Source organism: Arenimonas sp. (genome assembly GCF_036275555.1).
Taxonomy (GTDB): Bacteria; Pseudomonadota; Gammaproteobacteria; order Xanthomonadales; family Xanthomonadaceae; genus Arenimonas.
In genome coordinates, this window is record NZ_DASUDO010000011.1 from 1 (window position 1) to 12,376 (window position 12,376).

Consider the following 12,376-nt stretch of genomic DNA (forward strand, 5'->3'; position numbering starts at 1 on the left):
CGATTCGATGCGGTTCAGCGACAGGCCGACGTCGGCGAAGGGCTTGAGGATGCCGAACAGGGCGCCAGGCTGGTCGTTGACGAAGACCAGCAGGGAGGTGCGGTCGTGGCCGCAGGTCGGCAGCAGTTCGCGGCCCAGCACGAGGAAGCGCGTGGTGTTGTCGGCCCGGTCGTTGGCCGGCCCGGCGATGGTCTTGAGGCCGTAGACGTGGCCGGCCGACTCGCCCGCCAGCGCGGCGGCATCGTCGGCATTGCGGGCGCGGCGGGCCGCGTCGGCATTGCTCGGCGTCGGCACCAGTTCGGCCTTGGGCAGGTTGGCCCGCAGCCACGCCTTGCACTGGGCGAGGGACTGCGGGTGCGCGTAGACGCGTTCGATGTCCTCGATGCGACCGGTGCGCCCCAGCAGGTACTGGTGGATGCCCAGCTCGACCTCGCCGCAGATCTTCAGCGAGGAGGTCAGGAACATGTCCAGGGTGGACTGGATGGTGCCCTGCCCCGAGTTCTCCACCGGCACCACGCCGAAATCGGCGTGGCCGGCCTCCACCTCCTGGAACACTTCCTCGATGCTGGCCAGCGGCAGGCCCTTGGCGGAGTGGCCGAAGTGCTTGTGCAGCGCCTGCTGCGAGAAGGTGCCCTCGGGGCCGAGGTAGCCGACCTTGAGCGGCTCCTGCTGGGCCAGGCAGGCCGACATGATTTCGCGGAACAGGCGCAGCAGCACCTCGTCACTGAGCGGGCCGTCGTTGCGGTCGAGCACCTGGCGCAGCACCTGCGCCTCGCGCTCGGGGCGGTAGTAATCCACGGCGGCCTTCAGCGGCCCCTTGGCCTTCCCGACCTGGCGCGCCCAGCCGGCGCGCTCGGCGATCAGGGCCTGGATCTGGCGGTCGATGCCGTCGATGCGCTCGCGCACCTCGGCCAGCACGGGCGCGGGCTCGCTGGCCAACGGCGCACTGCCCGCCCGCGGCTTGGCGGCCGGCTTGCGGGCGACCGGCGCCTTGCGCCGCGACTCAGCGGCGGGCGGTGCCTGGCCGGCTTTCGGGGGAGCCTTGCGGGTGGCCACGGCTCATCCGTTCCGGCGCGCGAAGTCGGCCATGAAGTCGGCCAGCGCCGCGACGCCCGCCTCCGGCATCGCGTTGTAGATCGAGGCGCGCATGCCGCCCACGGCGCGGTGGCCCTTCAGGCCCAGCAGGCCGGCGGCCTCGGCTTCCTTGAGGAAGGGCTTGTCGAGCGCGGCATCGGGCAGGAAGAAGGGAACGTTCATGGTCGAGCGCGCGGCCGGCGCCACCGGGTTGCGGTAATAGCCGCCCGAGCCGTCGATCGCCGCGTACAGCGCGGCTGCCTTGCGGGCGTTGCGCTCGCCGATCGCGGCGGCGCCGCCCTCGGCGCGGATCCACTTGAGCACCAGCCCCAGCACGTACCAGGCAAAGGTAGGCGGCGTGTTGAACATCGAATCGTTGTTGGCCTGGTTGAGCAGCTCGAAGATCGGCGGCAGCTCGCGGCCGTGCTTGCCCAGCAGGTCCTTGCGGATGATGGCGATGGCCAGGCCCGAGGGGCCGAGGTTCTTCTGGGCGCCGCCGTAGAGCACGCCGAAGCGGCTGACGTCGACCGGGCGCGAGAGGAAGTTCGAGGACACGTCGGCCACCAGCGGCACGCCGCCGACGTCGGGGATGTCGTGGAATTCCACGCCGTGGATGGTCTCGTTCGGCGTGTAGTGCACGAACGCCGCACCGGGCGTGAGCTGCCAGCCGCCCCGCGCCGGGATGTCGGCGTAGCCGCCGGCCTTGCTGCTGGCGGCGATGTTGACCTTCATCGAGGGCCGGGTGTTGTCGACCGCCTTCTCGCCCCAGTGGCCGGTGAGCACGAAGTCGGCGACCTGGTCCGGACCCGCCAGGTTCAAGGCCAGCAGGGCCGAGAGCGTGGTCGCCCCGCCCTGCAGGAACAGCACGTGGTAGTCGTCGGGGATCGCCATCAGCTCGCGCAGGTCGCGCTCGGCGGCGGCGGCGCACTCCACGAACGCGGCGCCGCGGTGGCTGACCTCCATCACCGAGGCCCGCTCCCCCTGCCACTCCATCAATTCGGCCTGGACCTGGCGCAGGACGGGCTCGGGCAGCGCGGCGGGGCCGGCGCTGAAATTGAAGGCGCGTGACATCGGGAACACCTCGGGGTAAGTCGTTGGCAGGCTAGCACGGCGAAACCGCGCCTCGGAAGCAGCTCAGCCGACGATGCGCGCACTCGCCAAGAGCTTTTGCTCGAACTGCTCCGCCGGCAGCGCGCGCGAGAACAGATAGCCCTGCCCGAACTGGCAGCCGACCGACGCGAGCAGCGCCCGCTGGCCCTCGGTCTCGATGCCTTCGGCCGTCAGCGCCAGGCCCAGTTCGTCGGCGAACCCGGTGATGGTGCGGACGATGGCGCGGTGCCGCGGGTTGGTCTCGATGTCGCGGATGAAGACCTGGTCCATCTTCAGCGCATCGAAGGGCGACGCCGCGAAGGACTCCAGCGAGGAGTAGCCGGTGCCGAAGTCGTCCACCACCAGCCCGACGCCCAGCGCCTTGAGCGACAGCAGCCGCTCTTCGGCCTGGCCGCGGCCGGCGCGGAAGGCGGTTTCGGTGACCTCGAGCCGCAGCGAAGCCGGCGGCAGCTGGTGCTCCTGGATCAGGCGGAACACCTCCTCGACGATCTCGGGCGAGACCATCTGCCGTTCGTCCACGTTGACGTTCATGCTCAGCTGGCCCAGCTCCGGATAGCGCCGGCGCCACTCGCCCAGCTGGCGGCAGGCCTCGCGCAGGGCCCAGGCATCCATGTCCACGATCAGCCCGGTCTCTTCGGCGATGCCGAGGAACTCGGCCGGCGGCAGCAGCCCGCGGGTCGGGTGGCGCCAGCGCACCAGCGCCTCCGCGCCGACCAGGCGACCGCTGGCCAGCTCGATGATGGGCTGGTAATGCAGCCGGAATTCGGCGCGCTCGAACGCCAGCCGGAAATCGGTCTCGAGCTGCAGCCTAGCCAGCGCCTCCTGGTGCATGCCTTCGTCGAAGATCACGAAGCCGGACTTGCCGGCGGCCTTGGCCCGGTACATCGCGGTGTCGGCGTCGCGCAGCACCTGGTCGGGCGAGGCGTACTCGCTGCGGCCGATCACGATGCCGAGGCTGGCGGCCGAGAACACCTGCTGGCCGCCGATGTCGAAGGGCTGCTCGAACAGCCGCAGCACCCGCCGGGCGATGTCCACGGCGCGGTCGTGGTCGCAGTCGCCATCGGGCAGCAGGGTGAACTCGTCGCCGCCGTAGCGGGCGATCAGCACGTCCTGCAGCAGGCCGTCCTCGAGCCGGCGCGCGATTTCGCACAGCAGGCGGTCGCCGGCGCCGTGGCCCAGGCTGTCGTTGACCCACTTGAAGCCGTCCAGGTCCAGGAACAGCACCGCGTAGCGCCGGCGCCGCCGGTCGCTGGCCTGGCTGACCTGCAGCATCGCCTCGGCCAGGCGCTGGTTGAACAGCATGCGGTTGGGCAGCCCCGTCAGCGGGTCGTGGGTGGCGTGGAAACGCAGGCGCTGCTCGGCCTCGCGCTGGCGGGTGATGTCGAGCACGGTGCCGGTGAGGTGTTCGACGCCGTCGAGCAGCACCGGCCCGATGCTCACGCGCACGTGCACGCGCCGGCCGTCCCGGTGCAGCAGGCAGGTCTCGAAGTCCGGCGACACGGCCTGCCCCTCGCGCCGCTGGCGGTCGCGCAGCTCGGACTGCGGCACCGACTCGGGCGCCATGATCTCGCGGTAGTTGCGCCCTTCGAGCGCCCCGTCGTCGAGGCCAAGCATGGTCGACAGCGCCTGGTTGGCGTAGGTGTAGACGTCGTCGCGCATGATGAACACGCCGACCTGGCTGTGCTCGACCAGGGTGCGGTACTTGCCCTCGGAGCGCTGCAGCGCCTGCTGCATCGCGTGGTGCCCGTCGATGTCGAGCACCGAACCGGTGAAGTGCACCGGGTTGCCGGCCTCGTCACGGATCAGCAGCACGCTGGCGCTGACCCACTTCTGGCCGCCGCCGCGGGTGCGCACCCGGGTCTCGTGGTGGCTGAAGGCGCCGTCGCGCACGGCCCGCGCCACCAGGCCCTCGCGCTCGCCCGGGTCGACATAGACCGCGCCCATGTCGGGCACTTCCGCCTTGAGCTGTTCGGGGCTGTCGTAGCCGAGGATGCCGGCCATCACCGGGTTCACTTCCATGATCCGGCCGTCGAGGCTGGTGCGGAACAGGCCGGCGGGCGAACTCTCGAACAGCTCGCGGTAGCGGCGCTCGGCCTCGGCGATCGCGCGCTGGCGGCGGCGGTCCTCGGTGACGTCGCGCAGGGTGCCGGTGGAGGCGATGTCGCCCTGGTACTCGACCGCGTCGGCGCGCACTTCGCACAGGATGCGCTCGCCCGACTTGCGCCTGAGGTGGATCTCGTAAACCTGCGCGCTGCGCGAGCCCGCTTCGCGTTCGGCCCGGCGCCCGGCCTGCGCGTCCCGGTCGACCGGATCGACCAGGGCCATGTACTCGCCCCCCTGGAGTTCGCCGGCGCCGTAGCCGAGGATCCGCTCCATCGCCCCGTTGGCGAACACGATGCGGCCCCGCTGGATCAGGAACACGCCGTCGCGGCTGTTCTCCACCAGCACCTGGTACAGCGCCTGCGACTGCCGCAGCGCCTGCTCGGCCTCGACCTGGGACGTGATGTCCACCAGCGAGCCCTCGAAGAACCGCACGGTGCCGCCGGCGTCGCGGATGGCGCGGGCGTTCTCGCTGACCCAGATGATGCGGCCGTCGCGCCGGTGCACGCGGGCGCGCTGGCGCTCCAGGCGACCGCCGGCCAGCAGCTGCTGGCGGAAGGCCTCGGCCTGGCCCGGGTCGGCGTAGAGGTGGTCGGTGTCGCGCGAGAGTTCATCGAGCAGCTGGCGCGGCGAGTCGTAGCCCAGCAGGCGGGCCATCGCCGGGTTCACGTCCAGGAAGCCGCCGTTGGGCAGGCTGCGGTAGATGCCCTCGGACGCGGCGAGGTACAGCGAGCGGTAGAGCGCGTTGTCCGGCCCGGGGCCTTCGACCGGCGTGTCCTCGGGCAGCAGGGTCAGCAGGCAGAACAGCACCGGCTCGCCGTCTTCGGTGGCGAACTCGACGGAGAGGTGACCCGGGACGATGCGGCCATCGGCGCGGGCCAGGCGCATCGGCAAGGCCGAGATGCGGCGGTCGGCGCGCAGCAGGCTCCAGAGGCGGGCGCGGAAATCGGGCTCGGGCCACAGGCCCACTTCCACCGGCAACCGGCCTGTCACCTGGTCGCGACGGTAGCCGGTGCTACGCTCGAAAGCATCGTTGACCGCCAGGAACACGCCGTCCGCGGCCCGCATGACCGCGACCACGCTTTCCGACGAAGCGAACGCGTCGACCAGGCGCATCCTTTTCCCCGGTGGCCCCCTCTGGTCAGGAGTATAGCCACCGAAACCGGCCCGGATGGGCCCCGCTGGAGACCCGAGCGTGAAGACCACGATCCCCGACCTGCCCGCCCACCTGATCACGCCCGAACCCGTGTACCGGGCCCGCCGCCAGCTGATGCAGTTGGGCCTGGCCAGCCCGCTGCTCGCGCTCGCCGGCTGCGCCGGTGCGCAGGACGCGGGCACCCCCGCGCCGACCGCGGCCGCCCCGGGCACCCGCGGCGCGACGCCCGCCAGCGAAGAGCTCACGCGCTTCGAGGACGCCAGCAGCTACAACAATTTCTACGAGTTCGGCACCGGCAAGGCCGACCCCGCGCGCTACGCCGGCACGCTCGAGCCTTCGCCCTGGTCGGTGGTGGTCGGCGGCGAGGCCGAGGTCACCGGCACCTTCCCGCTCGAGGACCTGCTGAAGATCACCCCCGTGCAGGACCGAACCTACCGGCTGCGCTGCGTCGAGGGCTGGTCGATGGTGATCCCCTGGCAGGGCCTGCCGCTGGGCGAAGTGCTCAAGCGCTTCAAGCCCACCTCGCGCGCCAAGTTCGTCGCGTTCACCACGCTGGCCGACCCGCGCCAGATGCCGGGGCTTCGCTACCCGTCCATCGACTGGCCCTACCGCGAGGGCCTGCGCATCGACGAGGCCATGCATCCGCTGACCTTGCTGGCCACCGGCATGTACGGCAAGCCGCTGCCGAACCAGAACGGCGCGCCGCTGCGGCTGGTGGTGCCCTGGAAGTACGGGTTCAAGAGCATCAAGTCGATCATCCGGATCGACTTCACCGAGGCGATGCCGCCGACCAGCTGGAACATGCTGCAGCCCGAGGAATACGGCTTCTATTCCAACGTGAACCCGGACGTCGACCACCCGCGCTGGAGCCAGCGCAGCGAGCGCCGGATCGCCGGTACCGCCAGCAAGCTCTTCGCCGAGCGCATCCCCACCCTGCCCTTCAACGGCTACGGCGAGCAGGTCGCCGGCCTTTACGCGGGCATGGACCTGCGCCAGTGGTACTAGCGCGCGGCGGCGTCGACTGGCGCTGGGTCGGGCTCAAGGCGGTGGCGCACGCCTTGGCCCTGCTGCCGCTGGCCGCGCTGGTTCGCGGCGTCATCGACGACAGCCTCGGTGCCGACCCCGTGGCGGCGCTGACCCACGCAACCGGCGAATGGGCCCTGCGGCTGCTGCTGCTCGGGCTGGCGCTGACGCCGCTGCGGCGGCTGACGGGGCAGGCCTGGCCAATCCGGTTCCGGCGCCTCGTGGGGCTGTACGCCTTCTTCTACGCCTGCCTGCACCTGGCGGTGTTCCTGGTGCTGGACCTGGGCGGCTACTGGACGCAAATCTTCGAGGACATCGTCAAGCGGCCCTACATCACGGTCGGGTTCGCGGCGTGGCTGCTGCTGCTGCCGCTGGCGTTGACGTCCACGCGCGGCTGGATGCGGCGGCTCGGACGCCGGTGGTCGCAACTGCACCGGCTGGTCTATGCCGTGGGCGTGCTGGCCGTGCTGCACTTCCTGTGGCTGGTGAAGTCGGACCTGCGCGAACCGCTGGTGTACGCCGCCATCCTCGCGGTGCTGCTGGGCGTACGCCTGTGGTGGCGGCTGCGCCGCCCGGCGCCTCAGCCGCCGGCGCGCGGCGCGTAGACCAGCAGCGCGGTCAGGGCCGCGGCCAGCACGGTGGCGGCCGCGATCAGCCACCACAGCGGGCCGGGGTCCTTGCGCGCCGGTTCGGCGGCCGCCGGCTCGGGTGCCGGCACCGGGTCGCGCGCCACCGGCACCCGAACGGCCTTCATCGTCTGCGTGTGGGCCGTGCTGGCGGGTTTGCCGGCGTCCATCTGGCCGCGCAGCGGCAGGCCGGGCGCCTCGAGCTGGAAGCGATGCTGGTCGATGACGACCTGGTCACCCGGCGACAGCACGGCGTCGCGCACCGGCACGCCGTTCACCAGGCTGGCGTCATTGCCCATGGCGCGCAGCACCACGCGGTCGGCGTGCAGCTCGACCACGGCGTGGCGCTCGGCCACGCCGGCGTCGTCGAGGCGGATGTCGGCCGAGGCGGAGCGGCCAATCAGGCGGGGTTCGGTGAGCGTGTAGCTGCGCCCGAAGTGCTGGCCCGACAGCCCGCGCAGCACGACGCGGGCGGCGGCGACGCGCTGCGCCTCGCTCATCGCGCCCGGCGCGGCGGCCGGGATGCGGCGCTCGATCGCCGGCTCGTCGTCGGCGCGCACCACCACCCGCACCTTGTCCAGGCAGACCAGGTCGCCGGGGCGCAGCTGGGCCAGGCGGCGCACCGGGCGGGCATTCAGGTGGACGCCGTGCACGCCGGCGGGCACCCGCAGCCAGAGGCCGCGGCGATCGCGCTGGAAACTGGCGTGGTGCGGCGCAAGGCCGGCGTCGGGCAGGCAGACCCGGCTGCCGGCGCGGCTGCCCACGATCACTTCCCCCCGAAGGGCCACGTTGGCGTGCTCACCGTTGGGGAACGTCAACTGCATCCAGGATCCTCCGGCCGGGAATCTAACATGGCCAACGGCGGCCACGCCCTTGGTGGTTACGCCAAAGCAACGCAGAATAGGCCGCCGAGGAGGGCAACCATGTCCAATATCGATATCCGCCGCAGCCATTCGCGTCCGCTGAAGGAAGCCCGCGCCGCCATCGAGCGCGTCGCCGAACACATCGCCGAGAAGTTCGACGTCGAGTACGGCTGGAACGGCAACACCATGGAGTTCTCGCGCGGCGGCGTCGACGGGCACATCGCCGTCAGCCCCAAGGACATCCACGTGACCGCGACGCTGGGCTTCCTGCTCGGCGCCATCAAGGGCCCGATCGAGCGCGAGATCCAGCGCTACCTCGACGAGGAGTTCGGCTAGCGCCGGTCGCGAACGGGTCCGGGTCGCCGGCGAACAGCCGGGCCGACGCCTGGCGCTCGCGGTGGCCGATGGCCTCGAGGAATTCGCCGGCGCCGTCGAGCGCCTCGAACGCGCCGAAGCCGCGCTCCAGGAAACCCTGCAGCTCCGACAGCCCGGCCGCCCGCGCCGGCAGCCGCGACGCCCGCAGCAGCTTGAACACGCCGCGCTGGTGCACGGCGCCGTCCAGGGTCCATCCCACGCCCAGGATCAGCTCGATCTGCAGCCGCCGCAGCCGCGGCAGGCCGACGGCGCGATAGGCCACGCCGTAGTCGGCGAGCGTGATCTCCGCGTCCGGCGCCTCGCGGCGCGCCAGCTGCTCGGCCATCCGCAGGTCGAAGGCATGGCTCAGCACCGCCAGACCGATCGCGTCGGCCGCGGCCTCCAGCAGGGTATCGGGCAGCAGGCGTGACATCAGCGGCATGATCCGCGCCACGTCGCGGTCGCGGGCCGAGAAGTCCTTCTCGCCGTAGAGGTCGCTGAGGAAGAACTCGGCGGCCGGACGCATCCGCGGGTTGGCCAGGAAGTCCTCGAAGCTGGCCGCCAGCCGCCGCGTCTGCCAGGCGCGCAGCCGCGCCAGCACCGGCAGCCGGTTGCGCGGGTCGCGGGCCGGGTCGTGCACGTCGCGCTGCCAGGCCAGGCGCCGGGCCAGTTTCTGGCGAAGGGGCGAGGCGCTCATGGGGCAGGCCGTGGCGCGTGAAGGCCGGGTAAGGAACTGCGATCGCTCACACTTGTCCGGGGTCTGGGGCGGGCTACAATCGCCGCGCCTTCGTAGGAGTTCCCCCATAGCATGCTAGTTCTGCAGCCCGCCCGGAAGCGCCGACAGCCCAGCGAGGGCCGGATCGGCCTGGCCATCGCCGGCGGCGGGCCGATCGGCGGCATGTACGAGCTGGGCGCGCTGCGCGCCCTGGACGTGGCGATCGAAGGCCTCGACCTGACCAAGCTCGAGGTGTACGTCGGCGTGAGCTCGGGCGCCTTCCTGGCCGCGGGCCTGGCCAACCGGCTCGACACTGCGGAGATGTGCCGCATCTTCATCACCGGCGACAGCGACCAGGTGAAGTTCCGGCCCGAGATGTTCCTGCGCCCGGCCTTCCTGGAGTACGCGCGGCGCGCCGCCGCCATCCCCCGCCTGGCCTTCGACTGGTGGAAGGACGTGCTCACCGACCCGACCGGCTCGCACCTGAGCGAGCTGGTCAGCCGTTTCGGCGGCGCGATCCCGACGGGATTGTTCGACAACCGCGGCATCGAGCGCTTCCTGCGCGAGGTCTTCACCATCCGCGGCCGCAGCAACGATTTCCGCGAGCTGGCCGCCAAGCTCTACGTCGTCGCCGTGGACCTCGACAGCGGCGAAGCGGTGCGCTTCGGCAGCCCCGGCTGGGACGACGTCAGCATCTCGCGCGCGGTGCAGGCCAGCTCGGCCCTGCCCGGCCTGTACTCGCCGGTGGACATCCGCGGCCATCATTTCGTCGATGGCGCGCTGCGGCGGACCATGCACGCCTCGGTGGTGCTCGACCACGGCATCGACCTGATGCTGGGCATCAACCCCTTCGTGCCCTTCAACGCCAGCCGCGGCGGCCGCCCGCCCGAGGGCATGGACAAGCTGGCCCAGGGCGGCCTGCCGGTGGTGCTGTCGCAGACCTTCCGCACCATCCTGCAGTCGCGCATGCAGGTCGGCCTGGCCAAGTACGCCCAGCAGTACCCGGACACCGACCAGGTGGTGTTCGAGCCGAACGAGGACGACGGCGAGATGTTCTTCACCAACGTCTTCAGCTACTCGTCGCGGCAGCGGGTGTGCGAACACGCCTTCCATTCGACCCTGGCCGACCTGCGCCGGCGCCGCGAGCAGCTGGCCCCGGTGCTGGCGCGCCACGGCCTGCGCCTGCGGGCGGAGGTGCTGGACGACCCGTCGCTGTCGATCATGGACGGGCTGGGCATCGTGCCGCGCACCACCGACACCACGGCGCGCCTGCGGGTGGCGCTGGATGACGTCGAATCGATCGTCAAGGCGCGACGCCCCAACCGTCGCCGCGCCACCCCCGCGCGCCGGCGCTGAGCACCGCGCGCGGCGTGCCGCGCGTTGGTGTGAATGCTCTAGACACGCGGCGCAAATTGGCGCCACTCGGGCGTCGTGCCCAACCCCTTACCGAACGGAGTTACCTCGCGATGGCCAAGCTCAAGAAGACCGTGCGTGCCAGGAAAGCCGCCCCGAAGTCGAACGCCGACCTGCAGGCCAAGGCCGAGCAGATGTCGCGCTCGATCGTCGAGTCCGCCCAGCAGATCTGGATGGCCGGCGTCGGCGCCTTCACCCGCGCCCAGGGCGAGGGCTCGAAGCTGTTCGAGGCGCTCGTCAAGGAAGGCATGACCATCGAGAAGACCACCCGCCAGCTGGCCACCGGCCGCGTGGACGCGGTGCGTGACGCCGTCGAGGACCGCGTGGGCGTGGTGCGCGAGCGCGCCGTCGACACCTGGGACCGCCTCGAGTCCGTGTTCGAGACCCGCGTGCAGCGCGCCCTCAACCGCCTTGGCGTGCCGGGCCGCGAGGACCTCACCGAACTCAACGCCCGCGTGAACGAACTCAACGCCGAGCTGCGCAAGCTGGGCAAGGGCGGCGCCGCGCCGCGCGCCAAGTCGGCCGCCAAGCCGGCCGCGAAGAAGGCCGGTGCGAAGAAGGCCGCCAAGGCCGCGAAGCCCGCCGCGCGCAAGGCCAAGCCGGCCGCCCGCAAGCCCCGCGCCAGCCGCAAGCCGGCGCTGCCGAAGGCCCCGAAGCCGGAAGCGCCGCAGGCCGACTGACCCGTTTCATGTCCGCCAGCCAGTAACCGGAGTCCGTACGCTCCCTCCCCTTGCGGCTTCCCGGCTGGCGGACATCTTCCCGTGACGGACAAAGGCCCGGCCCTCGCCGGGCCTTTGTCGTTCCGGGCCTGCGGCGCGCGTTTTCCGCGTTATCCTCTGGCACCCCGCAGATTGAGTTCGGAGCCATCGGATGTTTGGTGTCAGCCCCTGGATCGCCGCCGTCGTCACCGCCGCCATCGCGCTGCTGGCCAGCACCTGGTGGTTCGGCATCCACCGTCGCCGGTTGGCCGAGAACAGCGCCGGCGTGCAGGCCCTGGCCGGCATGAAGTGGCGCGAGTGCGCGGGCCTGGTGCTGCAGGCCATGGCCGAGAAGGGCTACACCGAGCTGCCTTCGAGCCGCCAGCCGGGCGACGGTGGCGCCGAGTTCCTGCTGGTGAAGGAAAACGAGCGCTGCCTGCTGGGCTACAAGCACGGCACCGCCTACCGCCTCGGCGAAGCCAACGTCCGCGATTTCGCCAACGCGGTGCAGCTGCAGGGCGCCACCACCGGCATGCTGGTCACGCTGGGCAGTGCCGAAGGCTTCGCGCGCGACCTGGCGCGCCGCTACGGCGTCGACCTGATCGATGGCCGCAGCCTCTGGCCGCAGGTCGAACCGTTCGCACCGGCGCACCTGGTCGAGGACATCCGGCACCAGGCCGCCGCCGGCATCCGCCGCGGCCAGCAGATGGGCGCGGTGGGCAGCCTGATCCTGGGCATGGTCGTGTTCGGCCTGGCCCAGCTGGGCGCGGATGCGCCGCCGCTGCCGCCCGTAGCGGGCCTGCCCTCGACCGCGCCGGCCAACACCCAGGCGCCGGCCGGCCCGGCGGTGGCCGCGGAAGCCCCGGCCCCGGCCGCGGCAGCCGCCGCCGAACCCGAATTCCAGGACGAGGCCTCGCGCCAGGCCAGTGACGCGATGAAGGAACTCGCGGCCGTCGCCCAGCTCAGCGACGAGGAGCGCGCGCTGCGCCGCCGCCAGGCCGCCAGCCGCGTCGCCGACCTCGACCAGGCCAACCGCGCGCACTGGTCCACGCAGTCCACGCTGGTGGTGAGCCTGGTGCGGGAAGACGGCATCGACGCCGGCATCGTCAACGAGGCCTGCGCGATCCTGGTCGAGTACGAAGAGCTGCGCTACACGCGCCTGCAGCTCGAGCCGCCGGCGGAGTCGACCGTGCCGGTGCGCTGGAGGCAGTGCCAGTAACGCCCGTGCCGCCCGCCTCCCCGCC

11 protein-coding genes are annotated in these 12,376 nt (G+C 71.8%); 6 read left to right on the plus strand and 5 right to left on the minus strand.

Annotated elements, in window-relative coordinates:
• The 3 genes from pheA to VFV21_RS03490 form a co-directional block, all read right to left on the minus strand.
• The coding region (pheA, locus tag VFV21_RS03480) for a chorismate mutase (protein WP_414638474.1) at positions 1-939 on the minus strand (939 nt) is incomplete at its 3' end.
• A gap of 120 nt (positions 940-1,059) precedes the next feature.
• On the minus strand, positions 1,060-2,145 hold the full coding sequence (gene serC, locus VFV21_RS03485) for a 3-phosphoserine/phosphohydroxythreonine transaminase (protein ID WP_329668100.1): 1,086 nt from the start codon (positions 2,143-2,145) through the stop codon (positions 1,060-1,062).
• Positions 2,146-2,208: 63 nt separating this feature from the next.
• Complete coding sequence (locus VFV21_RS03490; RefSeq protein ID WP_329668101.1) at positions 2,209-5,400, minus strand: PAS domain S-box protein; 3,192 nt, start codon at positions 5,398-5,400, stop codon at positions 2,209-2,211.
• Positions 5,401-5,554: 154 nt separating this feature from the next.
• Between VFV21_RS03490 and msrP the strand changes: the two genes are divergently transcribed.
• The gene (msrP, locus tag VFV21_RS03495; RefSeq protein ID WP_414638475.1) at positions 5,555-6,445 is read left to right on the plus strand and encodes a protein-methionine-sulfoxide reductase catalytic subunit MsrP; all 891 of its coding nucleotides are present in this window, start codon (positions 5,555-5,557) and stop codon (positions 6,443-6,445) included.
• A complete protein-coding gene (locus VFV21_RS03500; RefSeq protein ID WP_414638468.1) occupies positions 6,436-7,068 on the plus strand; it encodes a sulfite oxidase heme-binding subunit YedZ in 633 nt (210 codons plus the stop codon). Before msrP ends, VFV21_RS03500 begins: the two co-directional genes overlap by 10 nt.
• On the opposite strand, the gene VFV21_RS03505 is transcribed toward VFV21_RS03500, so the two are convergent.
• Positions 7,044-7,913: an FHA domain-containing protein gene (locus VFV21_RS03505; protein ID WP_329668103.1), complete on the minus strand. Its 870-nt coding sequence runs from the start codon at positions 7,911-7,913 to the stop codon at positions 7,044-7,046. The two genes, VFV21_RS03500 and VFV21_RS03505, sit on opposite strands and share 25 nt — an antisense overlap.
• Positions 7,914-8,012: 99 nt before the next feature.
• Between VFV21_RS03505 and VFV21_RS03510 the strand changes: the two genes are divergently transcribed.
• Positions 8,013-8,288 (plus strand): polyhydroxyalkanoic acid system family protein, encoded by a 276-nt coding sequence (locus VFV21_RS03510; protein WP_034211089.1) that lies wholly within the window; start codon positions 8,013-8,015, stop codon positions 8,286-8,288.
• On the opposite strand, the gene VFV21_RS03515 is transcribed toward VFV21_RS03510, so the two are convergent.
• Complete coding sequence (locus VFV21_RS03515; RefSeq protein ID WP_329668104.1) at positions 8,233-9,003, minus strand: FFLEELY motif protein; 771 nt, start codon at positions 9,001-9,003, stop codon at positions 8,233-8,235. The two genes, VFV21_RS03510 and VFV21_RS03515, sit on opposite strands and share 56 nt — an antisense overlap.
• 111 nt (positions 9,004-9,114) lie before the next feature.
• Here VFV21_RS03515 and VFV21_RS03520 point away from each other — a divergent pair, with 111 nt between their 5' ends.
• The 3 genes from VFV21_RS03520 (at position 9,115) to VFV21_RS03530 (ending at position 12,351) form a co-directional block, all read left to right on the plus strand.
• Positions 9,115-10,377: a patatin-like phospholipase family protein gene (locus VFV21_RS03520; protein ID WP_329668105.1), complete on the plus strand. Its 1,263-nt coding sequence runs from the start codon at positions 9,115-9,117 to the stop codon at positions 10,375-10,377.
• Between the two features lie 110 nt (positions 10,378-10,487).
• Positions 10,488-11,114 carry a phasin family protein gene (locus VFV21_RS03525; protein WP_329668106.1) on the plus strand — a complete coding sequence of 209 codons (627 nt, stop codon included), beginning with the start codon at positions 10,488-10,490 and terminating at the stop codon, positions 11,112-11,114.
• A gap of 190 nt (positions 11,115-11,304) precedes the next feature.
• Positions 11,305-12,351, plus strand: coding sequence for a restriction endonuclease (locus VFV21_RS03530; protein ID WP_329668107.1), 1,047 nt, complete (start codon positions 11,305-11,307; stop codon positions 12,349-12,351).
• Positions 12,352-12,376: the final 25 nt, after the last annotated feature.